Source organism: Paraburkholderia metrosideri (assembly GCF_904848625.1).
GTDB classification, from domain to species: domain Bacteria; phylum Pseudomonadota; class Gammaproteobacteria; order Burkholderiales; family Burkholderiaceae; genus Paraburkholderia; species Paraburkholderia metrosideri.
Genome location: NZ_CAJHCP010000007.1, coordinates 316,702 through 343,025 on the forward strand (window position 1 = coordinate 316,702; position 26,324 = coordinate 343,025).

24 protein-coding genes are annotated in these 26,324 nt (G+C 61.0%); 12 read left to right on the forward strand and 12 right to left on the reverse strand.

Annotated elements, in window-relative coordinates:
* Positions 1-121 precede the first annotated feature (121 nt).
* Both LMG28727_RS17455 and LMG28727_RS17460 read left to right on the forward strand, forming a co-directional pair.
* On the forward strand, positions 122-1,021 hold the full coding sequence (locus tag LMG28727_RS17455; RefSeq protein ID WP_201643553.1) for a LysR family transcriptional regulator: 900 nt from the start codon (positions 122-124) through the stop codon (positions 1,019-1,021).
* A 185-nt stretch (positions 1,022-1,206) separates the two neighbouring features.
* Positions 1,207-1,743 (forward strand): class IV adenylate cyclase, encoded by a 537-nt coding sequence (locus LMG28727_RS17460; RefSeq protein ID WP_201643554.1) that lies wholly within the window; start codon positions 1,207-1,209, stop codon positions 1,741-1,743.
* 86 nt (positions 1,744-1,829) lie between these two features.
* Here LMG28727_RS17460 and LMG28727_RS17465 read toward each other — a convergent pair whose 3' ends face one another.
* Complete coding sequence (locus tag LMG28727_RS17465) at positions 1,830-2,321, reverse strand: Lrp/AsnC family transcriptional regulator (protein WP_201643555.1); 492 nt, start codon at positions 2,319-2,321, stop codon at positions 1,830-1,832.
* Between the two features lie 138 nt (positions 2,322-2,459).
* Between LMG28727_RS17465 and phhA the strand changes: the two genes are divergently transcribed.
* Both phhA and LMG28727_RS17475 read left to right on the forward strand, forming a co-directional pair.
* A complete protein-coding gene (gene phhA / locus LMG28727_RS17470) occupies positions 2,460-3,365 on the forward strand; it encodes a phenylalanine 4-monooxygenase (RefSeq protein WP_201643556.1) in 906 nt (301 codons plus the stop codon).
* 128 nt (positions 3,366-3,493) lie between these two features.
* Positions 3,494-3,784, forward strand: a complete 291-nt coding sequence (locus tag LMG28727_RS17475; protein ID WP_201643557.1) for a 4a-hydroxytetrahydrobiopterin dehydratase — start codon at positions 3,494-3,496, stop codon at positions 3,782-3,784.
* A 105-nt stretch (positions 3,785-3,889) separates the two neighbouring features.
* Here the strand turns inward: LMG28727_RS17475 and LMG28727_RS17480 are convergent, their stop codons facing one another.
* Entirely contained in the window at positions 3,890-4,114 is a 225-nt protein-coding gene (locus LMG28727_RS17480) for a DUF3717 domain-containing protein (RefSeq protein ID WP_201643558.1), read from the reverse strand.
* Between the two features lie 160 nt (positions 4,115-4,274).
* On the opposite strand from LMG28727_RS17480, the gene LMG28727_RS17485 reads away from it, so the two are divergent.
* Together LMG28727_RS17485 and LMG28727_RS17490 are read left to right on the forward strand one after the other, a co-directional pair.
* Complete coding sequence (locus LMG28727_RS17485; protein ID WP_007180058.1) at positions 4,275-4,961, forward strand: response regulator; 687 nt, start codon at positions 4,275-4,277, stop codon at positions 4,959-4,961.
* Between the two features lie 150 nt (positions 4,962-5,111).
* On the forward strand, positions 5,112-6,617 hold the full coding sequence (locus LMG28727_RS17490; protein ID WP_201643559.1) for a sensor histidine kinase: 1,506 nt from the start codon (positions 5,112-5,114) through the stop codon (positions 6,615-6,617).
* 83 nt (positions 6,618-6,700) lie between these two features.
* On the opposite strand, the gene LMG28727_RS17495 is transcribed toward LMG28727_RS17490, so the two are convergent.
* From LMG28727_RS17495 to mnmC, 7 genes are all read right to left on the reverse strand, one after another.
* Positions 6,701-7,240: an SET domain-containing protein gene (locus LMG28727_RS17495; protein ID WP_201643560.1), complete on the reverse strand. Its 540-nt coding sequence runs from the start codon at positions 7,238-7,240 to the stop codon at positions 6,701-6,703.
* Between the two features lie 220 nt (positions 7,241-7,460).
* Complete coding sequence (locus LMG28727_RS17500; RefSeq protein WP_201643561.1) at positions 7,461-8,573, reverse strand: NADH:flavin oxidoreductase/NADH oxidase; 1,113 nt, start codon at positions 8,571-8,573, stop codon at positions 7,461-7,463.
* A 73-nt stretch (positions 8,574-8,646) separates the two neighbouring features.
* Positions 8,647-9,378: a glutamine amidotransferase gene (locus tag LMG28727_RS17505; RefSeq protein WP_201643562.1), complete on the reverse strand. Its 732-nt coding sequence runs from the start codon at positions 9,376-9,378 to the stop codon at positions 8,647-8,649.
* 127 nt (positions 9,379-9,505) lie between these two features.
* A complete protein-coding gene (locus LMG28727_RS17510; RefSeq protein ID WP_201643563.1) occupies positions 9,506-10,144 on the reverse strand; it encodes a MarR family winged helix-turn-helix transcriptional regulator in 639 nt (212 codons plus the stop codon).
* 535 nt (positions 10,145-10,679) lie between these two features.
* Entirely contained in the window at positions 10,680-11,795 is a 1,116-nt protein-coding gene (locus LMG28727_RS17515; protein ID WP_201643564.1) for a YbdK family carboxylate-amine ligase, read from the reverse strand.
* A gap of 150 nt (positions 11,796-11,945) precedes the next feature.
* Positions 11,946-13,151 carry a cation:proton antiporter gene (locus tag LMG28727_RS17520; protein ID WP_201643565.1) on the reverse strand — a complete coding sequence of 402 codons (1,206 nt, stop codon included), beginning with the start codon at positions 13,149-13,151 and terminating at the stop codon, positions 11,946-11,948.
* An 845-nt stretch (positions 13,152-13,996) separates the two neighbouring features.
* Positions 13,997-15,964, reverse strand: coding sequence for a bifunctional tRNA (5-methylaminomethyl-2-thiouridine)(34)-methyltransferase MnmD/FAD-dependent 5-carboxymethylaminomethyl-2-thiouridine(34) oxidoreductase MnmC (mnmC, locus tag LMG28727_RS17525; RefSeq protein WP_201643566.1), 1,968 nt, complete (start codon positions 15,962-15,964; stop codon positions 13,997-13,999).
* Positions 15,965-16,377: 413 nt separating this feature from the next.
* Here mnmC and LMG28727_RS17530 point away from each other — a divergent pair, with 413 nt between their 5' ends.
* On the forward strand, positions 16,378-16,656 hold the full coding sequence (locus LMG28727_RS17530) for an HU family DNA-binding protein (protein WP_006050811.1): 279 nt from the start codon (positions 16,378-16,380) through the stop codon (positions 16,654-16,656).
* Between the two features lie 139 nt (positions 16,657-16,795).
* Here LMG28727_RS17530 and LMG28727_RS17535 read toward each other — a convergent pair whose 3' ends face one another.
* Both LMG28727_RS17535 and LMG28727_RS17540 read right to left on the reverse strand, forming a co-directional pair.
* Positions 16,796-18,133, reverse strand: coding sequence for a GTP-binding protein (locus LMG28727_RS17535; RefSeq protein WP_201643567.1), 1,338 nt, complete (start codon positions 18,131-18,133; stop codon positions 16,796-16,798).
* A gap of 282 nt (positions 18,134-18,415) precedes the next feature.
* The gene (locus LMG28727_RS17540) at positions 18,416-18,862 is read right to left on the reverse strand and encodes a lytic transglycosylase domain-containing protein (RefSeq protein ID WP_201643568.1); all 447 of its coding nucleotides are present in this window, start codon (positions 18,860-18,862) and stop codon (positions 18,416-18,418) included.
* Positions 18,863-19,374: 512 nt separating this feature from the next.
* Between LMG28727_RS17540 and gspD the strand changes: the two genes are divergently transcribed.
* From gspD to gspF, 3 genes are read left to right on the forward strand one after another with little or no spacing between them, the layout of a single operon-like run.
* Entirely contained in the window at positions 19,375-21,696 is a 2,322-nt protein-coding gene (gene gspD / locus LMG28727_RS17545) for a type II secretion system secretin GspD (protein WP_201643569.1), read from the forward strand.
* Positions 21,693-23,210: a type II secretion system ATPase GspE gene (gspE, locus tag LMG28727_RS17550; protein ID WP_201643570.1), complete on the forward strand. Its 1,518-nt coding sequence runs from the start codon at positions 21,693-21,695 to the stop codon at positions 23,208-23,210. The genes gspD and gspE overlap by 4 nt, the downstream gene beginning before the upstream one ends.
* 4 nt (positions 23,211-23,214) lie before the next feature.
* Positions 23,215-24,432: a type II secretion system inner membrane protein GspF gene (gene gspF / locus LMG28727_RS17555; RefSeq protein ID WP_201643571.1), complete on the forward strand. Its 1,218-nt coding sequence runs from the start codon at positions 23,215-23,217 to the stop codon at positions 24,430-24,432.
* Positions 24,433-24,590: 158 nt separating this feature from the next.
* On the opposite strand, the gene LMG28727_RS17560 is transcribed toward gspF, so the two are convergent.
* Positions 24,591-25,004, reverse strand: a complete 414-nt coding sequence (locus LMG28727_RS17560) for a type II secretion system protein N (RefSeq protein ID WP_201643572.1) — start codon at positions 25,002-25,004, stop codon at positions 24,591-24,593.
* Between the two features lie 158 nt (positions 25,005-25,162).
* Between LMG28727_RS17560 and gspG the strand changes: the two genes are divergently transcribed.
* Together gspG and LMG28727_RS17570 are read left to right on the forward strand one after the other, a co-directional pair.
* On the forward strand, positions 25,163-25,627 hold the full coding sequence (gene gspG, locus LMG28727_RS17565) for a type II secretion system major pseudopilin GspG (protein WP_201643573.1): 465 nt from the start codon (positions 25,163-25,165) through the stop codon (positions 25,625-25,627).
* 130 nt (positions 25,628-25,757) lie between these two features.
* Positions 25,758-26,324 (forward strand): GspH/FimT family pseudopilin, encoded by a 567-nt coding sequence (locus LMG28727_RS17570; RefSeq protein WP_236592032.1) that lies wholly within the window; start codon positions 25,758-25,760, stop codon positions 26,322-26,324.

Here is a 26,324-nt window from a genome sequence, read left to right on the forward strand (position 1 = left end):
TCTTCCGCCCGGCACCGATAGCGCGACAAAGGCGTGATGAACGACAAGCGTACGGTGCTTCAGGGCGACAAATCCAATGAGTAATGCTCAACTGCGCTATAAGCCGCGCTAATATCAGGATATGGATCTGATACTTCTCCGGGCCTTTATCACCGTCGCGCGCGAGGGCAATCTCACGCGTGCTGCGGTGCAGCTTCATCTGACGCAACCGGCGGTCAGCCTGCAAATCAAGCATTTGCAGGAGACACTCGGTGTGACATTGTTCACGCGGACCTCGCACGGACTTTCGCTGACGCGCGACGGCCAGGCGCTGCTGCCCCACGCCGAGCGCGCACTCGGAGCGGCGGCCGACGTGCAGCGCGCCGCACAATCGCTGCGTCACGAAGTACGTGGACGCTTGCGGATCGGCACGATTCTCGACCCCGCGTTTCTGCGGCTGGGCGGCTTTCTGAAGCAACTGGTGGAGACATGGCCCTCGATTGAAACCGCGTTGCGGCACGGTATGTCGGGCTGGGTGCTGGAGCAGATTCGCGCGGGTGAGCTGGATGTCGGCTATTACATCGGCCTGCCGTCCGATGACGAGCCGCGCGACGGACCCGCGTTTCACGCGGTGACGCTCACGCACTTCCAGTATCGCGTGCTGGCGCCGGCCGGCTGGAAAGACCGCGTCAAAGGGGCGCGCGACTGGCGTTCACTGGCTGCGTTGCCGTGGATCTGGACGCCGCCCGCGTCCGCGCATAACCGGCTGTTATCGCGCTGTTTCGGCGAGGCTGGGGTGAAACCCGTCAAGGTAGCCGAAGTGGACCAGGAGCCGTCGATGCTCGATCTGGTCAAATCGGGCGTGGGCCTCACGCTCGCTCGCGACGCCACCGCCATTGCCGAAGCGCATGCGCACGCGCTGACCATCGTCGAAGGAATTACGGTGCCGACCCAGCTCAGTTTCGTCACGCTCGACGAACGCAAGGACGAACCGGCGATCGCCGCTGCGCTAAAGCTGATCGAACAGCAATGGGCCACCTGAGTGAAAACGTGGACGGCCGCGGCACGGTCGTGAAACTACACCGTCACGCAGTTTTTGTTAGATTGAGGCTTCGCGCTCACACGCCGGCTCTGCACCATTCCCGTTTCGCATGACTTTGTCTCCCTGGTGGCTTCGTTGGCAATACAAGAAGCTGCCGTCCCTCCCTTTTCCCACAGGAACCTGACATGGCACGCAACATCGAAATCAAAGCCCGCGCCCAGCACTTCGACCAACTGCGCGAACGCGCAGCGAAGCTCGCGCCCGATGCGCCGCTGATCTTTCGCCAGCAGGATTTCTTCTACGATGTGCCGCGCGGCCGTCTGAAACTGCGCCAGTTCGACGACGGCACACCCGCCGAACTGATCTTCTATCAGCGCGACGATCGCGACGGTCCGAAGGCGTCGTATTACACGCGCAGCCCCGTGACCAATCCCGAAGCGATGCATGCTCTGCTCGCCACCGCGCTGACCACCCGCGGCATCGTCACCAAGGAACGGCATGTGTACCTAACCGGACGCACACGGATTCATCTGGATCGGGTCGACGGTCTGGGTGATTTCGTGGAACTCGAAGTCGTACTCGGGCAAGAAGACGACGAGGAAGGTGGTCATGCCGAAGCCCACGCGATGTTCGAAACCCTTGGTGTAGCTGAATCGGATCTGGTCGCGGTGGCTTACGTCGATCTGCTGAATCTGGACAGCGAGCCTAAGCAGGCGGCCTGACTTAAAGCCACCAGCACGGATTGCGGCCTCCATCACGGAGTAAACGTTTTGCACAGGTGACGGCGAGCGCCGCCCATGCTGGAGCCTCAGACAGCCGCTGCACCCGGCGACAGATGCGCAAGCGGCAACGGCCCGTTGCGCTTGAACGTAGTCAGCACGATATTCGAACGGACACTGTCGACCCCTGGAACGCGCATTAGCTTCTTCATCACGAAGGTCGACAGATAATTCAGATCGGGCGCGACGATGCGTAACAGGTAATCGGCGTCGCCCACCACCGCATGGCACTCCAGTACTTCCGGCAGCACGTCGATTTGCTGCTGAAACTGTTCGATGATCGAATCGCCGTGGTGCTTGAGTTTCAGACTGGTAAACGCGGTGACGCCGAGGCCGAGTTTCTCCGGCCGCAGCACGACGCGGTAGCCGTCCACCACACCGATCTGTTCCAGCCGCTGCAGGCGTCGTCCGATTTGCGACGGCGATAGCGGCACTTCCTCCGCCAATTGCTGATGGGTGGCGCGACCGAAGCGCTGAAGCACGTTCAGTAGCGCGAGATCGAAGTGATCGAGATCAAGCATGACGATTATCCGCATTAAATCGATTATTAATGCATGATTATTGCATATAAAATTAGTTAAACGCCACTATTGCGCCCATCCCGCATGCTTGCCCCTCTACACTCGCATCATCGATTTCACTTGCAGAGCGCAGCATTCATGTCGACCAGCACCTCGAACACCGCCAACACCGTCAAACTGAAAGAACAATTCGATGCCGGTCTCGAAACCCGCGTCGACTTCACCATCGACCAACCCATCGAACGATACGGTGCGGTCGATCACGCCGTCTGGCAACAGCTCTATGCGCGTCAGACCGCGCTGCTCAAAGGCCGCGTGTGCGATGAATTTCTCGAAGGAATCGAACGCATTGGCATGCCTGCGGACCGCGTCCCTTCATTCGACGAAATCAACGCGAAGCTGACACCCGCCACCGGTTGGCAGATTGTCGCCGTGCCGGGCCTCGTGCCCGACCAGGTGTTTTTCGAGCATCTGGCCAATCGCCGTTTTCCCGTGACGTGGTGGATGCGTCGTCCCGATCAGCTCGACTATCTGCAGGAACCCGACTGCTTTCACGATCTGTTCGGCCACGTGCCGCTGCTGATCAACCCTGTTTTCGCGGACTACATGCTCGCTTACGGTCGCGCTGCGCTAGCCGCCAACGATGCAGGTGCGCTGCCTCTGCTCGCGCGGCTTTATTGGTACACAGTGGAGTTTGGCCTGATCCGCGACGAGGCCAGTCCGAACGGTGTCAAGATCTATGGCGCGGGAATCGTATCGAGCAAAGGAGAGACGCTGTATAGCCAGCAGAGCGGCGCTCCGAACCGCCTCGGCTTTAATCTGGAGCGCGTGATGCGCACGCGTTATCGCATCGATACGTTCCAGAAAACCTACTTCGTAATCGATGACTTCGAGCAGCTATTCGACGTCGCGCAAACCGATTTCGCTCCGCTGCTGACGAGGCTCATCGCGGAACCTGCATTCATGGCCGGCGAGGTACGCGACGGCGATCACGTGATCACCCGTGGCACGCGGGACGGCTGGCAAACCGACGGCGATATCTGAAACACAACCTGGGAGCCACGCGGTGCACGCCGTCAGCAGGCTCAGTGCATCCGTGAAAAAATAGTGAACCCGCACGTCCGCCGGCATGCGGGTGCCGCATGTTGCCGCTATCGACGAGAGGTACCACCATGATTCAGAAACTGACCACCGAAGAACGCGCCACCGAACTCGCCCAGTTGAAAGGCTGGCAAGTTGTGAAGGACCGTGACGCAATCCAGCGCAAGTTGCAGTTTGCCGATTTCAATGAAGCATTCGGCTTTATGACGCGCGTGGCGATCAAGGCGCAGGAAATGGATCACCACCCCGAATGGTTCAATGTGTACAACAAAGTGGAAATCACGTTGTCCACGCACGAGGCCAACGGACTGACCGCGCGCGACATCAAACTCGCGTCGTTCATTGACAGTATTACAGCGTAATACAGGAAATTCGCGCCCTTCATCGCGCGCTGATCGGCCGCAAACCGCACAATTGACCGGAAATGAAAGGGCAATGCAGGTTATCCCTCGCCCAAACCTTCAGTTCTACAGGCTATTCTTAAGGCGTACGTAAGCTTCCCACGCTTGCCTGGCGAACCCGTCTAAACGATCCGGTGATAGCGTCTGCTGACGCTGTACAATCAGCAGCGCATACGGCTTGGAGAGCGCGCTTGCCTCCTTGCACAGTTCGAGTTCGTCACCGCTTGAAGGTGAGCGGGCGCGCCAGAAGTTGATCGCGGCTTCCAGTTCGTGGATGGTTATATCGGACATGACTTCGCGGTTGCCTTGCGCGCAACATGGCGGCTCGATGGCTGCTTCGTGGCCCGCTCCCGCCGTACCGGCACGGCCACCCCGCACGCTGCCTGTGCAGCAGGCGCCCCGGCGAACCGCTTGCCCAAACGCCTAAACCCATTGTACTTGAGCGAAATCCATGCGACTCCTTCTGATCGAAGATGACCGCCCCATCGCACGCGGCATCCAAAGCAGTCTCGAACAAGCCGGCTTCACAGTCGACATGGTCCACGACGGCATTTTCGCCGAACAGGCCCTCACGCAAAACCGCCATGAGCTGGTGATTCTCGATCTGGGCCTGCCCGGCATCGACGGCATGACGTTGCTCTCGCGTTTCCGCCAGAGCAATCGCCACACGCCGGTCATCATCCTCACAGCGCGCGACGAGCTGAACGACCGTGTCCAAGGCCTGAATTCCGGCGCCGACGACTACATGTTGAAGCCGTTCGAACCCACCGAACTCGAAGCACGCATTCGCGCCGTGATGCGCCGCAGCGGTCCGCACGGCGATATGCCGCGTCCGGAAGTGTCGCTGGGCGGTGTGCGTCTGTCGGGCGTCGATCGCCGCATTTTCAACGACGACAAGCCGCTCGAACTGTCGCCGCGCGAATTCGCGGTGCTCGAAATGCTGCTGTTGCGTCATGGCCGCGTGGTCAGCAAAGCGCAACTGCAAGACCATCTGACGCATTTCGGCGGCGATCTCGGCGATACCGCGATCGAAGTCTACGTGCACCGGGTGCGTAAAAAGCTCGAGAGCTGCCGTGTGGAGATCGTCACGGTGCGTGGCTTTGGTTATCTGTTGCAGGAAATTCGCCAAGCCGCATAATCGTCGTAAGGGCCGCCCACGAATTTCGTGGCGGCCTGACGGTGCCGGGCCGGCGCCGCGCACGTATCGCATGCGTGCTATGCAATTCGCCGGCATCGGCGGAATTTAAACGGCGCCTCGCGCCGTAGCCCTTTTCCCGCGCGTTCGATCATGCCCCAGCCGGCCGCCAATAGTCTGCGCCGCACGCTGCTGCGGCGCCTCGCTGCACCCCTTTCCCTGCTTGCCCTGATGAGCGGTTTGATCGCTTACTGGCTGGCGTGGCAATACACGCAGCATGTGGTCGACCGCTCGCTCGCCGACCTCGCCACCGCGATTTCCAAACAGATCCAGATTGCCGGTCCCGATGCCAGAGTGACTGTGCCGCCGCTTGCGCAGGCCATGTTCTCCGATCCGGTCGAACAGCTCGTCTACCGGATCAGCAACGGTGACGCCGAAATTGCCGGCGACCCCAGCCTTCCGCTACAAGGCACCAGCGTGCGCCGCATGCATTACGCGTACGTGTTCGAAACCGAACATCAAGGCACGACCGTGCGGGTCGCACAGGTGCGTGTCGATCAACCTTCTGGCAACCCGATCGTGATCGAAGTGGGTCAGCCAGTGCGTCACCGGTTTCAAATCGCCGCCGAGTTCCTGGTCGCGATCATGATGCCCCTGCTCCTGTTACTGCTGGCGGGCTGGGTCATCGTGTGGCGCGTCGTCAACCAGCAACTCAATCCGCTGACCGACCTCGCGGACTCCTTGAACCGGCAAACTCACACATCGCTGGAACCGGTCGACGAAACCTATGTGCCGGTCGAAATCCGGCCGCTCACCGGTGCGCTGAATGCGCTGCTCGATCGTTTGAAGACCGCGCTCGACGGCCAGCGCAAATTTATCGCCGACGCAGCGCATCAACTGCGCACGCCGTTGACCGCCGTCAAGCTGCACGCCGAACAGGCCGCCACGGCGCGCGATCCGCAGCAAACGCTGGTGGCGGTGCGTGAGTTGCGGGCCGCGGCCGACCGCGCGGTGCGTCTGTCGAATCAGTTGCTGTCGCTGGCACGTGCCGAGCCGGGCGAACAGGCGGCACGCTTCGTCAACGTGGACATGTCCGCGCTTGCGTTCGACACCGGCGCCGAATGGGTGCCGCGCGCGTTGTCGTTCCATGTCGACCTCGGCTTCCAGCGACTCGACGATCCGAACAACGATCAGCCGTTGATGGCGCGCGGCAATCCCGTGCTGTTGCATGAAGTGATCGCCAATCTGCTGGATAACGCACTGAAGTATGTGCCGCCGTCGCGCGTCGATGGCGGGCGCATCACGGTGACGGTGTCGCAAACGGTCGTCGACGAGGTGCGCATGGCTGAGATCATCGTCGAAGACAATGGGCCGGGGGTGCCGCGTACGCAGCAGTCCGACCTGTTCAAGCGGTTTTTCCGCGGCGATGGTCAGGCCGAAGCCGGCGTAGATAGCGGCGCGGGTCTCGGCCTCGCGATCGTCCACGACATCATGGTGCTGCATCACGGCAGCGTGCATTACCAGGACGCGCCGGAGGGCGGCGCACGTTTTATCGTGCGGGTTCCGTTGATCCTGGCAAGCATTCAGGCCGAAACCCCGCGTACCGACGTGCCGCGAGTCGCAAAAAAAACGGCGCACTCGGCGCCGGTGGACATGTAACGGTAGCGACACAAAAAGGGGCTGCTCAGAGTCGGCTCACGGGCGTGATATGCGCAACGTGACCTACAGGGGCAGCCCTCGCGTTATTTCTTCTTTGCCTTTTTCGCCGACGTTTTGGCTTCCGACACCTTGGCTTTCTTCGCCGACTTGCCGGCTTTACCGTCGCCCTTTTCTTTCTCCGGCGGAGCCAGCATCGTGCCGCGACACTTGCGCGCGCCGCAACGGCATTCGTATTCCTTCTTCAGCTTTTTAGTCTGACGCGCGTCGATCACGAGGCCGTAGTCGTAAAAGACTTCCTCGCCTTCAGCGATATCGCGCAATGCATGCACATAGACGTGACCGTCGATTTCTTCGGCTTCGCAGTTCGGCGCGCACGAGTGGTTAATCCATCGCGCGCTGTTGCCGTCCACTTTGCCGTCGATCACCTTGCCGCTATCCAGCGCGAAGTAGAACGTGTGATTCGGCTCGTCCGGATTATGCGGATGGCGGCGCAATGCTTCTTTCCAAGAGATCCGCTCGCCTTTGTACTCGATCAGCCGCTCGCCAGCCGCAATCGGTTCGAGGGCAAACACGCCTTTGCCGTGCACGCCCGAACGGCGCACGGCGATCCTGCGTGAACTCATTGAATGAATCCTTGTGAAGAACTGGGGATGAAGTCCGACAGCCGCCTGAAATGCCCGCGTCTGACGCGCTGCTTTTTCCTGACGCCAATAGCAAACGCGGCGCCCTGCGAGCGCCGCGTCGACTTGCGACGCTTACGCGCCACATCCGGCATCCTACACGCTCAAGACGGCTTCCTTCAACCGTCAAAAAGACGTGTTCATGCAACCTGCACTGTCGGCTTCAACGTTGTCCGAACGAAATATCGCCGAACAGCGCTTTTTGCTCGCGTGGCTGCGAACGCCAGTATTGCGGCGGCGCTTCGACCGTCGCGCCAAGTTGCGCCGCGGCATGCCACGGCCAACGCGGGTTGTACAGCAATGCACGAGCCAGCGCGATCAGATCGGCGTCGCCGGCTTCGATCAGTTGCTCGGCATGCAGCGGATCGGTAATCAGGCCGACACCGATGGTGGTCAAGCCCGTGGCCTGTTTGACCGCCTTCGCGAACGGAATCTGGTAGCCCGGTTCGAGCGGAATTTTCTGCAAAGGCGACACGCCTCCCGACGACACGTCGATCCAGTCGCAGCCGCGCTTTTTCAACTCCTGCGCAAACGCGATGGTGTCCGCAAGCGTCCAACCACCTTCGACCCAGTCGGTTGCCGACACCCGCACGCCGACGGGCTTATCGGCCGGGAATGCAGCGCGCACGATATCGAAGATTTCCAGCGGGAACCGCATACGGTTTTCGAGCGAACCGCCGTAGTCGTCATCGCGCTGGTTGGCGATGGGCGACAGGAATTGATGCAGTAAATAGCCATGTGCTGCATGCACTTCCAGCGCGTCAATGCCGATGCGCGCAGCGCGCCGTGCAGATGCCGCGAACGCTTCACGGATCCGGTTCAGCCCCGCGGTGTCGAGCGCAAGAGGCGGCTCCTCACCGGCCTTATGCGGCAGCGCGGACGGTGCGTGCGGCAGCCAGCCGCCTTGCGACACCGGGATCAGCTGACCGCCCTCCCAAGGCACATGGCTCGACGACTTGCGCCCTGCGTGCGACAACTGCATCGCAACCTTGATCGACGAATGTTTGCGAATTGCGGCCAGCACCGGCACGAGCGCGGCTTCGGTTGCGTCGTCCCACAAGCCGAGATCGCCGGGGGTGATGCGGCCGTCCGGTTCGACCGAGGTCGCTTCGATGCACAACATGCTGGCACCGGACAACGCGAGGCTGCCGAGGTGGATCATGTGCCACGCGGTGGCCTCGCCGCGTTCAGCGGAATACTGGCACATCGGGGACACGACGATACGATTGGGAAGCGTCACGCTACGCAGCGTGAGTGGAGAGAAAAGCGCGCTCATGGATGTCGCCCAGTGAAAACCCGAGAGCGATCGAGCATAGCACCGTGAGCGGTTTACTGCATGTCAGCGAGGGTCAGAGCTTTACGCCAGAGCCTGATTTCGCTTCGACCTGGTCGAGCCATTCGCCGAACATCTTGCAGGCAGCCGATTCGAGCGCAGGACCAAATTGCGCGGTCTCGGCGCGTAACCGACGTGCGTCGATACCGTGGCCAGCAAGCTCGCCCGCGTTGCCGATCAGCCAGGGTTCGAACCGGTCGGTGCGAATCTCCGGATGGCACTGCAAACCCAGCACATGATCACCCCATGCAAATGCCTGGTTTTCGCAGGTGGGAGTCGATGCGAGATGAATGGCCTGGTCGGGTAAATCGAAGGTATCGCCATGCCAATGCAGCATGGAAGTATGTGCGCCATCCAGATGACGCACCGGCGACGCGCGGCCGGCATCGGTCAACGTGAGGGGCGCCCAGCCGATTTCAGAATGACCTGCGGGATAGACTCGCGCACCGAGCGCACGCGCAATGAGTTGAGCACCCAGGCAGATACCGAGCGTCGGCAGACCCGCCGCGATGCGCTTCTCGATCATCGACAGCAACGGTACAAGGGTGGGATAAAGCGCGTCGTCGGTTGCGCTGATCGGGCCGCCGAGCACCACCATCAGCGATGCCGCGACCGGATTCGGCGCCTCGATGCGGGCGAAACCGACATCGAGATATCGCACTGGACGCCCGCGCTCGCCGAGCACGAGCTCGAGACTGCCCAGATCCTCGAAGTGCACGTGGCGAATGGCCAGAACTTCGCGATTCATCGGCCTGCCCTACCTTCAGGTTGACTAAAGACTTGCCGCGACGCGGCGCCATGCGGCTGGCGGGCGGCGTAAGCCGCCCGCCGAAGCCGGCTTGGCAGTGTAGCGGATTGCTCCGAAAGAAGCCGCGTTATTGCGCGAAGATCTTCCAGGTCTTCTTCTGGGTAGCGACGTCGGCGACTTCATATACCGAGCAATCGAGACGCAGATCCGTGTCCGACATCTTCAGACCGAGCAGCGCGCATTGATGCGGCGTCTTCTTTGGATTCTTGCTCGGTTCGAAGTGCGTGCAGCTCAGGCACATGCGATGCGGCGGAATCTGGGTCTGAGCTTCGAGCTGATGGATGGTTTTGAGCAGCGTGCGGTAGAACACAGCCTGCTCGTCGTCACGCAATGTGCCAACAGCCTTGGACAGGAAGTCCGGCCATTGCGCCGCGCGCTTGGCAGCCGTACGGCCGCGTGCGGTCAGGCGAACTGCCAGTGCCCGGCCGTCGTCGAGTGCACGACGCTTTTCGACCAGACCCTTGGTTTCGAGCGTGCTCACCGCGTCGCTGGTGGTCGCGGCAGTCAAAGCCGTTTCACGGGCGATTTCGCCAAGGCGCATCGGGCCTTTACGTTGCATCAACAAGACCAGGATTTCGCCCTGAGTCGGCGTGAGACCCGCGCCTTCGGCCCATTCCCAGGCCTGGCTCCGCATCGCCGTGCTCAATCGCAATAGGCTGTGGGTCACTCGCCCGGTTGCCTGTTCTCCGTATACGCCTTCGCTCATAATCTTCGATTGGTTTATTTGCAGCCCTGGTGCGTGCCGGTGAACTGCTCGCCGACTTCGCCCGTAGCTCGTGTGGGGTAGCTTCGCCCAACTGCAGGCGAAACGGTTTCTACTATCTCAAAAATTTACCGCCTTGCAAGCCAGCAAGGGGAAAACGGTATTCTATGCGACAGCGGCGAATCGTACAGCTAACTTATCCAATGCGAGCTGTGGATAACCGCGGGAAAACGTTTGGATAGCCTGTGCAGCGATTCTTTATCTGCGCCAGGAGCGAATTCGCCACTGACTGAATTGCACGCGTTTTGCGGCGTCGAGGCAGCATGAGGCCAGCCGGTTATCATTTTCCCACCGTGTTGACTTTGCAGGGAATTATTCAGTTGTCCACAGTCTATGGCACGCCCGCTCGCTACCTCTATGGAGGTATACGTAAACTTTCTGGAAATCTGAAGGGCTGTCCGTCAGAAAATTTAATTACGAAAAAAAACCCGCTCGAAGCGGGTTTCTCCAGAATCAGGCGCAAAAGGGTATTAGCCGGCTACGCGCGCCACTGCAGGCACTGCTGCCGCACCGCTTCGTGCAAGGACTTTTCTTCGCTAAACACGCTGCGCAACCACGTGGCGTCGTTGACCTGGCCGCGAGCGATCGCGCCGATTTCGGCCAGCGCATTGGCTGAGCCCAACGCTTCCGCGTGTGGCGCGATGAGATCGAGCGTTTCGAGGATGTCTTCGGAAATAGTCTTTCGCTCACCGGTTTGCGGGTTGATGCAGGTACCGGCCAGACCGAAACGGCAAGCTTCGAAACGGTTGAACGTGTAGACCAGGTAGTCGTCTTCCTTCGGCGTAATCGGCTTGTCGAGCAGCAGATGTCGTGCAAGCGTCTGGATGTAGCACGCAATCGCAGCGGCGCGATCCACGGAAAACGGTGTGTCCATCACGCGTACTTCGATCGTGCCGAAGCCTGGCTTAGGCCGGATGTCCCAGTAAAAATCCTTCATGCTGTTGACCACGCCCGTGTGGACCATCTTCGAGAAATACTCCTCGAAGCTGTCCCACGTCAGCACGAACGGCGCGCGTCCCGAGAGCGGGAACGCAAACACGGAATTCAGTCGTGCCGAATGAAAGCCGGTGTCCACGCCCTGCACGAACGGCGACGATGCGGACAACGCGATGAAGTGCGGAATGAAGCGCGACATCGAATGCAGCAGATAAAGCGCGCTGTTCGGATTTGGGCAACCAATGTGAACGTGCTGGCCGAACACGGTGAACTGCTTGGCCAGATAACCGTACAACTCGGACAGGTACTGAAAACGCGGCGTATCGACGATCTGCCGCTCGCTCCATTGCTGGAACGGGTGCGTGCCGCCGCCGCACAAACCGACGTTCAGATGATCGGCCGCCGACACCAGCGTGTCGCGAATCTTGCGCAAATCGGTGACGGCCTGTTCATGCGTCGTGCAGATGCCCGTCGACAGTTCGATCATGCTTTCGGTGATTTCCGGCGTGATGTTGCCGGGGATTTTTTCGTCCTTGATCAAACGCATCAAATCCGAGCCAGCTTTGGTCAGATCATAGTCATGCGTGTTGACGATCTGCATTTCGAGTTCGACGCCGAAGGTAAACGGCTTCGAATCGATGAAGGGTTCGAGTGACATGGCGTCCCCTGAGTCAGGTCGGCCGGGAAGTTGTCACATGCCCGGCCGTTTTTTGAATCAAACAAGTTGGATGTTGCAGGTCAAACTTTGAGCGCAACCAGGTGCGTTAACCGGCGCTGACTGCGGTTAGAGCCGTGCTGTTAGAGCGGTTTACTCCTCGCGTCGTTCAGCCACCATCGCGAGGCTGCGATACACGAGCCACGGCCCGAGAATCTGCAGCACGAAAATCGAACACATCACGATAGCGCGCAGTTGCGGGTCGAAATTCGGGTACAGGTTGTAGGTGTCGTCGACCAGCAGATATGCGAGCGCCGACATCGGCGAGAGCGATAAACCGAGCGCGACCCCCTGCTTCCAGTTCAAACCGCTCGGCTTGGCGAATGCCATGACGCCGACCAGTTTCGCGACCAGCCGCGCGACGATCAAACCCAACGCGGCCACACCGCCAAGCGCGATGTCCTTCCATTCGAACGATGTCAGTGTGAGCACAAACAGGATCACAGTAAGCAACCAGCCAGCCGTGCCGAAATGCTGCGGCCACAACTGCGGACGCGCTTCGTGGTTCTTCACGATGATGCCGGCCGCGAGTAGCGCGAGAATCGTCGACAGCTTGAACAGGTGCGCAACCGCGATCGCCAGCAACACCAGGCCGAACAATGCGACGAACGAATGCTCGTCCTGCATGTTCAGGCGTCGATAGAAAAATGTGCAGGTGCGCGCGAGCAGATACGCGAGTACGAGTGAGCCGGCCAGCAGATAAAGCGGCTGCAGAATGGTCGCGAAAACGTTGCCGTAAATCTCCTGATGCAGCCAGCTCGACACGAGCTTTTCAATCACCACGGCATACATGCTGTTCAACGCGGTTAACGTGAGCAGACGCTGGGTGACCTGTCCTTCGGCGCGCAATTCCGTTTTCAGCTGAATCATCATCGCGGGCGATGTCGCCATCGCAATCGCGGCGAGCACGGTCGCCACCATCAGCGGCACTTTCAGGAACAGCAAAACAGGAAGAACCAGCGCGAAAGTCAGCGTGGCTTCTGCCACACTCGACAGAATCAGCCACGGATTGCGACGGATCCAGCGCAAATCGAGTCGGCTACCCAATTCGAATAACAGTAAACCGAGCGCGACATCGAGCAATGGCCGCGCGGCGCGCGCCGATTCTGCATCGATCACGCCGAAACCCGCGGCGCCCGCTATGAGACCAATGACTGCATATCCGGAAATGCGCGGTAAACGCCACGCGCGATAGCAAAGCTCACCGCATAAACCTGCGGCAAGCAGTGCGAGACCAGCCCAAAAAATGGCGTCGGGTGAAAGCGGCCAGGCTGGAAAAAATGAAAACGCCGAATTCATCGTGATGGGTTCTCCTTTGCAGCAACGGCAGACGACACGAACCGGCGTAAACACCGGCAACGGGTAAACGCAAGAAACGTTCACCGTCGCAATCGCTTCGCGTGGCCAGCGTTGCGAATTTTCTATGATCGGATGATCTGAATGCGCTGCAGCAGCAAGAGCCCGGCACATTCATGAGTGCGGCCGTAGCTACCGGCACGGCACGGTGAAAGAACGCCGTCGACTTTGAATCAGATTCTGTTTGTCCGGCACCGTTCCGTTTGCTGCGTATGCCGCTAGAGGCAGGGCACGACGCGGAAAAGAACGGCGATTGTGCCATAGCTTTTTCAGCCCCAACCGAAAACACACGAACATGCAGGCAAAACGGTAAAAACGTACGTTATCTTCACGGCATGAGCAAAAAGCGACTTTTTTACCGCTGATGCAGGGCGACGTAAACGAAGAGATTGGATGACCCGTATGTGCTTTTCGGGTCATTGGCGCAGAAGTTTTGCGTCGATTTGAACGGGCCGGGCTATGCCGATGAGAGCGTCTCCAGCCTCGGCTTTGCTGTTTACAGGTTTACTGTATGTATACGTAGTAACAGTTAACAAGCTGCCTTGTTTTCTGTGGATAACTCCTGTTTACCGAAACGAATCATTAGCTTGCCGACCGCATAACCGGATGCACAGCGTGTGAGGGAGCGCCGCGTATACGAGGGTAACTTTTTGCGTTTTTCGGCAACGGCGAAGTTACCCCGTTTACGTCCACAACGGTTCCACACGACTTGCGCCGGTTAACTGCGCGGTTATCCACATGTTTCAGTGGATAACTTTTTCGCTCGGTGCGGTCGTTAACACCGGGAGTTAACTCACCGCTCCCTGCCGCAGCGCACGCAAGAGAAAACGTGCAGGGTCGATGTCTTCGGCAAGATCGCGTTCCAGTGGCCATGGCTCGCCTTCAATTTGCGAAGCGATCAGCTCCGCGCCGAGCGCCGCCCAGACGAGGCCGCGGGAGCCATAGGCGAATGCGCCGTATACGCCGTCCATCCGTGGCAGATCGAGTGGCCATGCGCCGCGTAAGCGCTGGGCGTCCTGAGCGGCGCGGGCTTCGTCCGCGAGTTGGCCTATCATCGGCATGCGATCGCTGGTGACGCAGCGGAATGCGACGCGGCCCGCCAGCGCCGCCGCTTGCGCAGGGTCAATCGCACCTTCGAATGCAGGCAGCATATGTGCGACCCGCGCGAGGTTTTCCCGGTGCCCGTCGGCACGCAACGACGCGTCGAGGTCGTCTAGTTCATAAGTGGCGCCGGTTAACGTGACTCCGTTGGCGAGCGGCACGGCATAGCCCTCACCGATCACCGGCAATGCAAGCGACGGCACCGTTCCGGATGGCAGCAACGTTAACTGCCCGCGAATGCTGCGCGTCGGCGCGTGCTGCAATCCGGCGATTCGCGCCGCATCGTGTGCGCTCGCGACGATCACCACTGGCGCACGGACCACGGGGTTGCCCGCTGTGTCGAAGACGGTCCATTGATCGCCGAAACGTTCGAGCCGGGCGACTTCCACGCCGAAACGCCGTTCGAGACGATTGCCAGCCGCGGCAAACTGGGCCGCGCATAGCGATGCCGGGTCAATCCAGCCACCGCGTGGAAACAACCAGCCGCCGCGTGTGAGCGGCGTGCCCGCGAGCCGTCTGGCGTCGTCCGCTGAAACGGGTGTCACATAGTCAGCCGGGTAACCGAACGCGGCGATGGCTTCGCTGATCGCACGGGCTTCATCGTCGTCCGCGGCGATCTGCAACAGGCCTTGCCCGCCGCGCAACAGCCGATGACCCGCGCGTTCAAGTTCGCCCCAGCGCCTGAGCGCGTAAAGAAAGCCCGCGCGCGTGACCCGAGACGCGACGCTGTCGTCGCGTGAAATCATCGGGTGGAACACCCCAGCGGGATTGCCCGACGCGTCCTGCGCGACCGCGCCGTGTCGTTCTAACGACGTCACCCGCCACCCACGCGCCGCTAGCCGTTCGATCACCGCGCAGCCCGCCAGCCCGGCGCCGATCACCACCGCGTGCCGCTCTTCCACCGCGAGCGGCGCGGGCGGCTCATAGCGGCGCACGCGCCAGCGCGGCGCAAAGTGACCGACCAGCATCGCCCGCTTCCAGCCGAATCCATCGACCTTGCGGTATTCGAAACCGTTCTGTGTCAACGCGCGTTTGATGTCGCCCGCGCTGCTGTAGGTGGCGAACGTCGCGCCCTCGCCGGCCAGCCGCGCGAGCGCCTTGAAGATGGATGGTGTCCATAGTTCGGGGTTCCTGGCAGGTGCGAATCCATCCAGATAGAACGCGTCGGCGCATAACCTCAACGCGGGCAGGCTCTCGGCTGCGTCGCCCAGTACGAGCGTCAGCACGACGCGTCCGTCTTCGAATTCGATGCGATGTGTGCCGGGGACGAGCATCGGCCATGCGTCGGCAAGCGTCTGCGCCAGATCCGCGATCCCGGGATCGGACAAGGTCGCGGCGTAGACGCTGCGCAGATCGTCGAGCGTAAAAGGATGTCTTTCTGTCGAGACGAAATGCAGCCGTTCGCAACGTGATGGGTCGGCACGCCACGCGGCCCACGTCACCAGAAAGTTGATGCCCATGCCGAAGCCGGTTTCGAGCACGGTGAACGTGCGTCGTCCTTGCCACCGTTCAGGCAGTGAATTGCCGCGCAGAAAAACGTAATGGGCCTGTTCCAGACCGCCGACGGCACTGTGATAAATGTCGTTATAAAGCGGCGAAAAAGGGGTGCCGTTGTCGCGAAAAGCGAGGACGGCGGGAATCAGCGGATCGGTCATTCGCGTCGGGAAATGACGCTCGGGAGAGCGGGTCGAACGTTACCGCCGGCGCGCGCAGATCGCCGGGCGGCGAAAAAGACGCGCGAGGCGTTGGTAAAAACCAACGCCAAGCCCCGTCCATACTGGGTTTCAGCCCTCGGTTAGAGGTCGCGGGGAAGAAAAATTGCAGTTTCCTTGCGATATCGGCTCCGGAACCGTCGAAATCTTCGAAACCCTTGTCCTGATTGGGTTTGCGCTGCGCTATCATAGCAAGCGCCGCGAGAGGAGCGGCAGCACGGCCGCTGGGTGGTCATTTTCCCGGCGCTCAGGTCCGGAGGGGCTCCGGAGCCGTAGCTGCTCGACGGCGCGGCCCGCGCACGTATAATCGGCGCGTTCGCGCTGTTCGTGTCAACCTAAACCAGAAAGGAACCTTAATGAACAAACAGGAACTGATCGACGCCGTCGCAGGACAGACGGGCGCCAGCAAAGCTCAAACCGGTGAAACGCTGGACACGTTGCTTGAAGTGATCAAGAAGTCTGTTTCGAAGGGCGACGCAGTCCAGCTGATCGGCTTCGGTAGTTTCGGTTCGGGCAAGCGCGCGGCGCGTACGGGTCGTAATCCCAAGACCGGCGAAACCATCAAGATCCCGGCTGCCAAGACCGTCAAATTCACGGCAGGCAAAGCGTTCAAGGACGCAGTCAACAAGCGCTAAGCAGATTACTGCCCGGCAGTTGACACCCGCCCACGGCGGGTTTTTTTTCGTCTGTGCGTTCTGGTCTGTGCGTTCTGAATAGCCAGCGTGGCTCGAGTGTGAGGCGCCGTGACGTGCGTCGCCGCGGCTCCCGACCTTCTCAATCGAGGCGATGACCCTGACAGTTCTCGTCATGGTCGTGGTCATGATCGCAACCATGATGGTGATGGCCGTGATCATGGTCATGATCGTCTTCGTCGAAATCCCATGCGGGGAACGGATCGGCGAATTGTTGCCAGGCTTGTGGTCCGAGCGCGTATTCGTCGTCGGTCAGCAGACAGGCGTCGAACTTTGCCGTCCATTCGGCCGCATCGATGCCGACGCCGATCATCACCAGTTCCTGACGACGGTCGCCGATGGTCATATCGTCCGGATCGCCGTACCAGTCGGCGGCGATTTCGGCCAGCAGTTCGTCGTCGCCCTCCGGCCACTCGCTGCGATCCTGGGCGGCCCACCACATTCCCGCCGGACCATGCCGGCACGCCCCGCCGGCTTGCGATAACGAACCGCCGATATCGTTACGCGTCGCCAGCCAGAAGAAGCCTTTGCTGCGCAATACGCCTTTCCATTCCTGATGCAGCAACGCCCACAACCGTTCCGGATGAAACGGCCGACGCGCGCGATAAATGAAATTGCCGATGCCGAATTCGTCCGCTTCGCCATGATGTGAATGGCCGTGGTCGTGCTCATGTTCATGTTCATGAGCCAGCGATGCCAGCCAGCCGGGCGCGCTCGCCGCTTCGTCGAAATCGAAGCGACCCGTGTTCAGCACGTCGGCGAGCGGCACATTGCCAAATCGGCTCACCACCTGCACCGCGCGCGGATTGATGCGGGCCAGAATGCGTTGCAATCGTGTGAGTTCGTCGGCGCTAACGAGGTCGGCCTTGTTCACCACCAGCACGTCACAGAATTCGATCTGCTCGATCAGCAATTCGACGAGCGTGCGGTCATCTTCTTCGGTCGCGGCGATACCACGCTCGGCGAGCGCGTCGGACGAACCATAATCGCGCAGGAAGTTAAACGCATCGACCACGGTCACCATCGTGTCGAGTCGCGCGACGTCGGACAGCGACGCGCCGTCGTCGTCGACGAAGCTGAATGTCTCCGCGATCGGCATAGGCTCGGCCACGCCGGTCGACTCGATCAGGATCGCGTCGAAACGCTTCTCGCCAGCAAGACGTTTGATTTCCAGCAGCAGATCATCGCGCAGCGTGCAGCAGATACAACCGTTCGACAGTTCGACCCGTTGCTCCTCGACATGTGCCAGCGCAGCGGCATCGCGCACCAGGGTTGCGTCGATATTGACGGCGGCCAGATCGTTGACGATCACGGCCACGCGCAAGCCTGCGCGATTCGCGAGGATGTGATTCAGGAGCGTGGTCTTGCCGGCGCCCAGAAAACCGGAGAGCACGGTGACGGGCAGTAGCGGCTGGTTCATCGCAGTACGGAAAAAACAAGAGAATTGGAAGGCGTGCCGCAGCGGGTGTCGCCTGACTGAACAAGCTGTCATGACGTCGAGCTTCGACGGGCAGCACGAAGCCGCATTGTGCATCAAAACGGCAGACGCCCGCGTGCCGCGGAAGGTCAAAAATCAGAAGAAGGTATAATGCGGGGCTTGTGTGCGGCGCGATTATGCGGTAAGGAGGGTGCGAACCCGCTTAATGATCCCGGCGAATCCGTGCTGGCCTGGACCGACGGGTACTCCTGACGAATCCAGCGCTCAGTGCGCGGCCGGCATCAGATTCCACTTGCGCAGAATCGCGGCGATCTGTTGTGAATACTTGTCGCGCAAAGCCGGCGTTTCAGAGTGGTACGCACCGACGGCTTGCCACGTGTTGCCGTACTTGTTCATCTGATGGCGCAGGTGCCATGCCGCGATATACACGTTCTTGCACGGCTCCATTAGCGTGCCCTGCGAGATCCCGTATTGGGCGAGCACAGGCAGATGAATCGAGTTGATCTGCATCACGCCGTAGTCGATTGAACCGTTGGCATTCTTGTGTTGCGCGTCTGGCCGGTTATGCGATTCCTGCCACGCAATGGCCCGCAGAATCAACGGATTGACCTTCTGATACTTCGCCGCCTCGTCAAAGCAATCCGCGCGCGCCGACCCTGCCGCTATCAGCATGGCAAGTCCGGCGGTGACGGTGACAAGGGCTCGTTTCATCGGTCAAGACGACTAAGTAAATCGCAAGGGTAAGGGGTGGTAAGGCATTTCTTCGGCCATATGTCAGCCGCTGACAGCCGCGAGAGCATGCTGGTTGGGACTTCGTCGGACATCGGGGAAAACCCGTGTCGGCAAAACCTCCAACCGAGGCTTGAACCGCTCGTATGATACCGGCAGTCCGGTTTGCGTCAAGTTGGCTAACAGACATAAGCAGGCAGAAAACGAAGCGCCTCTGGGGCGCCATTTATGCCCATCAGCTTTCAATTGATTAACAGACCAGCGCTCCCGCATAAGATTCGCGTCCAGTCGTTCGTTTTGTGACAAATCCGACATGAAAAACTGTTACTGTTCATTTTTTTCGGACACCGGGTGGTCCCCACCCGAGGCGATTTCAGGCCGAGAGGCTGGCCCGCAGACCGGCAAGGCGGCGTCCAGCCTCCGTGTTCGCACTGCATGACCGTCGGCAGCTCATGCTGCTGGCATCGATATCACATTCCATGAGAAGAAATAGTATGGCTTTGCGTCGCGTTGCAACGGCGCTGCTGGTGGCTGGATTGATCACCGCGCAGACAGCACAGGCACAGGTGACACTCAACTTCGTGAACGCCGACATCGATCAGGTCGCGAAAGCAATCGGCGCCGCAACCGGTAAGACGATCATCGTCGACCCGCGTGTCAAAGGGCAGTTGAACCTCGTGTCCGAAAACTCGGTGCCTGAAGATCAGGCACTGAAGACCTTGCAGTCCGCGCTGCGCATGCAGGGTTTCGCGCTGGTTCAGGACCACGGTGTACTGAAAGTCGTGCCCGAAGCCGACGCCAAGCTGCAAGGCGTGCCGACCTACGTCGGCAATTCGCCTGTCGCGCACGGCGATCAGGTTGTCACGCAGGTGTTCGTGCTGAAGAACGAGTCGGCGAACAACCTGCTGCCGGTGCTGCGTCCGCTGATCTCGCCGAACAACACCGTGGCGGCCTACCCCGCCAACAACACGATTGTCGTGACCGATTACGCCGACAACGTGCGTCGTATCGCGCAGATCATTGCGGGTGTCGATACGGCGGCGGGTCAATCGGTGGCGGTGGTGCCGCTGAGGAACGGCAACGCGCTCGACATCGCCGCGCAATTGACCAAGATGCTCGACCCGGGCGCGATCGGCAGCACCGACGCGACGCTGAAAGTGTCGGTCACGGCTGATTCGCGTACCAACTCGCTGCTGATCCGCGCGTCGAACGCCGGTCGGCTGGCGGCGGCGAAACAGCTTGCGAAAGAACTCGACGCACCGACCACGATGCCGGGCAACATGCACGTGGTACCGCTGCGCAACGCGGACGCCACCAAGCTCGCGAAGACCTTGCGCGGCATGCTCGGCAAGGGCGGCGACTCCGGTTCGTCGAGCGACTCCAGCTCGGCGAACTCGTTTAACGGCAGCGGCGGTGGCGGCTCGGGCGGCAGCAACTCCACCGGCACGTCGGGCACCCCGCCATTGCCGTCGAGCAGCCTCGGCTCCAGCAGCGGCGGTTCGTCGGCTTCGCCGATGGGCGGCAGCGGCTCGGGCAATAACAGCAACGGCGGCCTGCTGGGCGGCGACAAGGACAAGAGCGACGACAATCAGCCTGGCGGCATGATTCAGGCTGACGCCGCCACCAACTCGCTGATCATCACGGCGTCCGAGCCGGTGTACCGCAATCTGCGCGCCGTGATCGACCAGCTCGATGCGCGCCGCGCTCAGGTTTATATCGAGGCGCTGATTGTCGAACTGAACTCGAATACGAGTGGCAACCTCGGCATTCAATGGCAGGTCGCGAACAATTCGCTGTTCGCCGGCACCAACCTGACCACCGGTTCGAGCAACAGCATTATCAATCTGACGGCTGGCGCCGCCGCGACTGGCGGTCTCGCTACGTCGCTCACCGCTCTCCAGCAGGGTCTGAACGTCGGCTGGATCAAAAACATTTTCGGGGTGCAGGGTCTCGGCGCGCTGTTGCAGGCGCTGTCGACGAGCGCGGATGCCAACGTGCTGTCCACGCCTAACCTGATCACGCTCGACAACGAAGAAGCGAAGATCATCGTCGGGACGAACGTGCCGATCCAGACGGGTTCGTATTCGAACCTGACTAGCGGTACCACGAGCGCGGCGTTCAATACGTACGACCGCGTCGACGTCGGTCTGACGCTGCACGTGAAGCCGCAGATCACCGACGGCGGTATTCTCAAGCTGCAGTTGTACACGGAAGACTCGGCGATCGTGAACGGCACGACCAACGCGACCACCAACCCCGCCGGTCCGGAATTCACCAAGCGCTCGATTCAGTCGACGGTGCTCGCCGACAACGGCGAAATCATCGTGCTGGGCGGCCTGATGCAGGACAATTATCAGGTCAGCAACAGCAAGGTGCCGCTGCTGGGCGATATCCCGTGGATCGGCCAGTTGTTCCGTTCGGAACAGAAGACGCGCGACAAGACTAACCTGATGGTGTTCCTGCGTCCGGTGATCATCAACGATCGCGATACGGCGCAGGCCGTGACGTCGAATCGCTACGATTACATCCAGGGCGTGCAGGGCGCGTACCGGTCGGATAACAACATCATGAAGGACAAGGACGATCCAGTCATGCCGCCGATGCCGCTCGGCCCGAGCCAGGGTGGGTCGGCTGCGGTGAACCTGTTCGATCTGAACGCGATGCGCCGTCAGCAGGCGATCGGTGTGCAGCCGCCTGTTGCACCGGCTCCGGCAACGGTCGCCCCGGCGCCCGCCGTCGTGCCGAATCCGGCTATCGTGCCTAATCCGGCCGTGATGCCCACGCCCGCAACCGGCACGCAAGGAGTGAATCAGTGACACAGGCGCCCGCGCAAGCAGCCCATCGTGCTCAGAACGGTGACGCAGTCACCGGCGAGCGCGCTGCGCCTTCGAGCGTCGCCGCCCGGCTCGTGCCCTATGGCTTCGCGCGCAGCGGCCAGATTCTGGTCGCGCATCAGCACGCGGACAGCCTCGAAGTCTGGATCAGCGAACGCACCAGCGAAGCCGCCCTGGCCGAAGTCACGCGCAATTTTGGCGCGGTGTCGGTGGTGCGTCTGTCTGCCGACGAACTCGCGCAGGCGATCAACCAGGCGTACGCGCGCCAGGATGGCAGCGCCGCGCAAGTGGTTGGCGAGGTGGAAGGCGAAGTCGATCTGTCGCGACTGATGCAGGACATCCCCGAAGTCGAGGATCTGCTCGAATCGGAAGACGACGCGCCGATCATCCGCATGATCAACGCGCTGCTCACGCAGGCCGCGCGCGAACAGGCGTCGGATATTCACATCGAACCGTTCGAGAACGCGTCGGTAGTGCGGTTTCGCGTCGACGGGACATTGCGCGATGTCGTGCGCCCGAAGAAAGCGCTGCACGGCGCACTGATCTCGCGGATCAAGATCATGGCGCAGCTCGACATCGCGGAGAAACGTTTGCCGCAGGACGGCCGTATCACGTTGCGCGTGGGCGGCCGGCCGGTCGACGTGCGGGTGTCGACGCTGCCGACGGGCCACGGTGAGCGTGCGGTGCTGCGTCTGCTGGAAAAAGACGCGTCGCGCCTGAATCTCGAAGCGCTCGGCATGGCGCCGGATACGCTCGTCAAGTTCGACAAGCTGATCGGCAAGCCGCACGGCATCGTGCTGGTGACCGGCCCGACCGGTTCGGGCAAGACGACCACGCTGTATGCGTCGATGTCGCGGCTCGAAACGGCCACGACGAACATCATGACGGTCGAGGATCCGATCGAATACGACCTCTCCGGCATTGGCCAGACGCAGGTCAACGAACGGATCGGTATGAGTTTCGCGCGCGCATTGCGCTCGATTCTGCGGCAGGATCCGGACATCATCATGATCGGTGAAATCCGCGACCTCGAAACCGCGCAGATCGCGGTGCAGGCATCGCTGACGGGCCACCTTGTGCTCGCCACGCTGCACACGAACGACGCGGCTTCCGCCGTCACCCGTCTGACCGACATGGGCGTTGAACCCTATCTGCTGGCTTCGTCGCTGCTTGGCGTGCTGGCGCAACGGCTGGTGCGTCGTCTGTGTCCGGTGTGCCGCGAAGAGCGCACCGAAGAAGATGGCAGCGTACGCTGGCATCCGGTCGGTTGCGACCGATGCGGCCAGTCCGGTTACGCGGGACGGCGCGGTGTGTACGAACTGCTTCTGATCGACGAAGAAATTCGCAGCCTGGTCCACCGCAATGCGGCCGATGCCGAAATTCTCGCGTTAGGTCGCGAGCAAGGCATGCGCACGTTGCGTGAGGATGCGGACCGCTGGCTCGCTTCCGGGCTGACGTCGCTCGAAGAAGTGATTCGCGTGACAGGCGGAGCATAAGCGCATGCCGGCATTTCGTTTCGAAGCAATCGATGCGGCGGGCAAGGCTCAAAAAGGCGTGCTCGACGCCGACAGCGCGCGTGGCGCCCGCACGAATTTACGTTCACAAGGGCTGACGCCGCTGGTCGTCGAACCGGCGGCAACGCGCACTCGTGGCGAGCGTAATCAGCGTTTGTCGTTGGGACGGCGTTTGTCGCAGCGCGAGCAGGCTATTCTCACGCGCCAACTGGCCAGTCTGCTGATTGCGGGCCTGCCGCTCGACGAAGCGCTCGCGGTGCTGACCGATCAATCGGAACGCGATTACATTCGCGAACTGATGGCGTCGATCCGCGCGGAAGTGCTTGGCGGCCATTCGCTTGCCAATGCGCTGACGCAGCATCCGAAAGACTTCCCCGAGATTTACCGGGCGCTCGTCGCGGCCGGTGAACACACGGGTAAGCTCGGTCTGGTGTTGTCGCGACTGGCCGACTACATCGAACAGAGCAACGCGTTGAAACAGAAGATCGTGCTCGCGTTCACGTATCCGACCATCGTCACGTTCATTGCGTTCGGTATCGTCACGTTCCTGTTGAGCTACGTGGTGCCGCAGGTGGTGAACGTGTTTGCCAGCACCAAGCAGCAACTGCCCTTCCTCACGATCATGATGATGGCGTTGTCCGGTTTCGTGCGGCACTGGTGGTGGGCGGTGCTGATCGGCGTGTTCGCGGTGTCGTATATGGTGCGCTCGATTCTGAAGCAGCCCGGCCCGCGTCTCGTTTTCGACCGCTGGCTGCTTACCGCGCCGCTCCTCGGCAAACTCGTGCGCGGCTACAACACCGTGCGTTTTGCGAGCACGCTCGGCATTCTGACGGCCGCTGGCGTGCCGATTTTGCGCGCGTTGCAAGCCGCTGCGGAAACGCTCAGCAACAATGCGATGCGCGGCAACATCGACGATGCAATTGTGCGGGTGCGCGAAGGCACGTCGCTGTCGCGCGCGCTCGGCAATACGAAGACGTTTCCGCCGGTTCTGGTGCACCTGATCCGTTCAGGTGAAGCAACCGGCGACGTGACGACGATGCTCGACCGCGCGGCCGAAGGCGAAGCACGCGAGCTCGAGCGTCGCACGATGTTCCTGACGAGCCTGCTGGAGCCGTTGCTGATTCTGGCGATGGGGGGCGTGGTGCTGGTGATCGTGCTCGCGGTGATGCTGCCGATCATCGAGTTGAACAACCTCGTGCAGTGACGCGCTAAAGCAGTAACGCGAAACGAGGCCGGGTCGCGCGCCGAGTAGCGGCTGAGGCGGCCGCGCAACCGGTTGAAGCAAACGAAAGTCGAAGCGAAACGGGTTGAAGCAGGCGGGTTGAAAAATCAGGCGGCTTGAAACAGCAACGCCGCCCGATTTCAGCGGACGTAAATAGTAGGACCGGCTGCGTTGGCCGGCAGGAATACTTCGGAATGCGCGCCGTTGCGGTCGATGATGATCGAGCGGGCGCGGACTTCGGAGAGTTTGGCACCCTGCATCAGCGCGCTGCCGAGCGAGACGGCATGAGGCGGTTCACCGCCCACGCTGACGATGGCCGCAGCGCCTTCCCGCAAAGCGAGGATGCCGAACAGATGCACGTCCTGATTGACGCTGCGCGTGAGCTGGCCGCCGAACAGCGTGGCGGCCTGGTCGGTGGAGACCTGAGCGTGCACAGCGGCTGCGGGCAACGGCGTGCCGGACAGCGCGGTGAGTGTGATGACCCAGTAGGTCAGCGTCGCGCAGAAAACGGCGAACAGCGCGAGCGACAGAAGGCGGATTTGGATGGCGTTCATGCGCACATTGTACGGACTATTGTGAAAATTGCGTTGGGTTGAATCCCTTCAATACCATGACATTAAAATGACCGGCTGGGCCTGTTCAATGGCACCCTGATTGCCACTTCATGCATTCTGACCAGTCAAAAATTTCACCTGAAAAGAGGTAGCAAGCTATGCAACTGTCGACCACTCGCCGCACTGAAATCGCGGGTTCGCGCAGCCGTCTTCAACGTGGTTTCACGCTGATCGAAGTGATGGTCGTGATCGCGATTCTGGGTATTCTGGCCGCGTTGATCGTGCCGAAGATCATGAGCCGTCCCGACGAAGCACGCCGCGTCGCCGCCAAGCAGGACATCGGCACGGTGATGCAGGCGCTGAAGCTTTATCGCCTCGATAACGGCCGTTATCCGACACAGGAGCAGGGTCTGCGCGCGCTGATCGAAAAGCCGGCAACTGATCCGATTCCGGCTAACTGGAAAGACGGCGGCTACCTCGAGCGTCTGCCGAACGATCCGTGGGGCAACGCGTACCAGTATCTGAATCCGGGCGTGCACGGCGAAATCGACGTGTTCAGTTACGGCGCCGACGGCAAGCCGGGCGGCGAAGGCAATGATGCCGACGTCGGCTCCTGGCAATAAGCGGCCTGATCAAGTACGGTTTTTCACGCGCGCGAACTGCCGTCGGGTACCGCTGCTTGGCAGCGCGGTTCGTGTGTCCTGTCGATGCGTTGTTGTCTGATTTCCAGTTGATCGTTTGATGGCCGGCTCTATGCGCATGTCCGCTTGCAAGTCCCGTGTGGACAGTCCGTGTACGGCCCCGTCGCCGCACGCGGCGAGTAGCGCCGCGCGTCGCTCGCGTGATTCGCGCCGGCGTGGCAACTCGCGCCGCTCCGCCGGGTTCACGTTGCTCGAAATGATGGTCGTGCTCGTGATCGCGGGCTTGCTGGTGTCACTCACCGCCTTGACGATGAACCGCAATCCGCGCACCGATCTGAACGAGGAAGCACAGCGTCTCGCGCTGCTGTTCGAATCGGCGGGCGACGAAGCGCAGGTGCGCGCCCGGCCCATCGCATGGCAACCGCTCGATGGCGGCTTTCGCTTCGATCAGCGAACCGAAGACGGCTGGCGTCCGTTGCGCGACGACCTGCTCGGGCCGCGTAACTGGGAGGGCGGTGTGACCGGCGTGACGATCAGCTATCCAGGTTCGGATTCGCATCCGCACCGTATCGTCTTCGGCACCGAGGCGATCGATGTGCCCGTGCAGATCACGCTGTTTTCGGCAGCCGGCAGCGCGACGATCGTCGGCACCGGCAATGGCCGCTACGAGGTGCACTGA

Coding starts and splice junctions, on each gene's coding strand:
- LMG28727_RS17455 (WP_201643553.1), top strand. CDS start 122: ATGGATCTGATACTTCTCCGGGCCTTTATCACCGTCGCGCGCGAGGGC.
- LMG28727_RS17460 (WP_201643554.1), top strand. CDS start 1,207: ATGGCACGCAACATCGAAATCAAAGCCCGCGCCCAGCACTTCGACCAA.
- LMG28727_RS17465 (WP_201643555.1), bottom strand. CDS start 2,321: ATGCTTGATCTCGATCACTTCGATCTCGCGCTACTGAACGTGCTTCAG.
- phhA (WP_201643556.1), top strand. CDS start 2,460: ATGTCGACCAGCACCTCGAACACCGCCAACACCGTCAAACTGAAAGAA.
- LMG28727_RS17475 (WP_201643557.1), top strand. CDS start 3,494: ATGATTCAGAAACTGACCACCGAAGAACGCGCCACCGAACTCGCCCAG.
- LMG28727_RS17480 (WP_201643558.1), bottom strand. CDS start 4,114: ATGTCCGATATAACCATCCACGAACTGGAAGCCGCGATCAACTTCTGG.
- LMG28727_RS17485 (WP_007180058.1), top strand. CDS start 4,275: ATGCGACTCCTTCTGATCGAAGATGACCGCCCCATCGCACGCGGCATC.
- LMG28727_RS17490 (WP_201643559.1), top strand. CDS start 5,112: ATGCCCCAGCCGGCCGCCAATAGTCTGCGCCGCACGCTGCTGCGGCGC.
- LMG28727_RS17495 (WP_201643560.1), bottom strand. CDS start 7,240: ATGAGTTCACGCAGGATCGCCGTGCGCCGTTCGGGCGTGCACGGCAAA.
- LMG28727_RS17500 (WP_201643561.1), bottom strand. CDS start 8,573: ATGAGCGCGCTTTTCTCTCCACTCACGCTGCGTAGCGTGACGCTTCCC.
- LMG28727_RS17505 (WP_201643562.1), bottom strand. CDS start 9,378: ATGAATCGCGAAGTTCTGGCCATTCGCCACGTGCACTTCGAGGATCTG.
- LMG28727_RS17510 (WP_201643563.1), bottom strand. CDS start 10,144: ATGAGCGAAGGCGTATACGGAGAACAGGCAACCGGGCGAGTGACCCAC.
- LMG28727_RS17515 (WP_201643564.1), bottom strand. CDS start 11,795: ATGTCACTCGAACCCTTCATCGATTCGAAGCCGTTTACCTTCGGCGTC.
- LMG28727_RS17520 (WP_201643565.1), bottom strand. CDS start 13,151: ATGAATTCGGCGTTTTCATTTTTTCCAGCCTGGCCGCTTTCACCCGAC.
- mnmC (WP_201643566.1), bottom strand. CDS start 15,964: ATGACCGATCCGCTGATTCCCGCCGTCCTCGCTTTTCGCGACAACGGC.
- LMG28727_RS17530 (WP_006050811.1), top strand. CDS start 16,378: ATGAACAAACAGGAACTGATCGACGCCGTCGCAGGACAGACGGGCGCC.
- LMG28727_RS17535 (WP_201643567.1), bottom strand. CDS start 18,133: ATGAACCAGCCGCTACTGCCCGTCACCGTGCTCTCCGGTTTTCTGGGC.
- LMG28727_RS17540 (WP_201643568.1), bottom strand. CDS start 18,862: ATGAAACGAGCCCTTGTCACCGTCACCGCCGGACTTGCCATGCTGATA.
- gspD (WP_201643569.1), top strand. CDS start 19,375: ATGGCTTTGCGTCGCGTTGCAACGGCGCTGCTGGTGGCTGGATTGATC.
- gspF (WP_201643571.1), top strand. CDS start 23,215: ATGCCGGCATTTCGTTTCGAAGCAATCGATGCGGCGGGCAAGGCTCAA.
- LMG28727_RS17560 (WP_201643572.1), bottom strand. CDS start 25,004: ATGAACGCCATCCAAATCCGCCTTCTGTCGCTCGCGCTGTTCGCCGTT.
- gspG (WP_201643573.1), top strand. CDS start 25,163: ATGCAACTGTCGACCACTCGCCGCACTGAAATCGCGGGTTCGCGCAGC.
- LMG28727_RS17570 (WP_236592032.1), top strand. CDS start 25,758: ATGCGCATGTCCGCTTGCAAGTCCCGTGTGGACAGTCCGTGTACGGCC.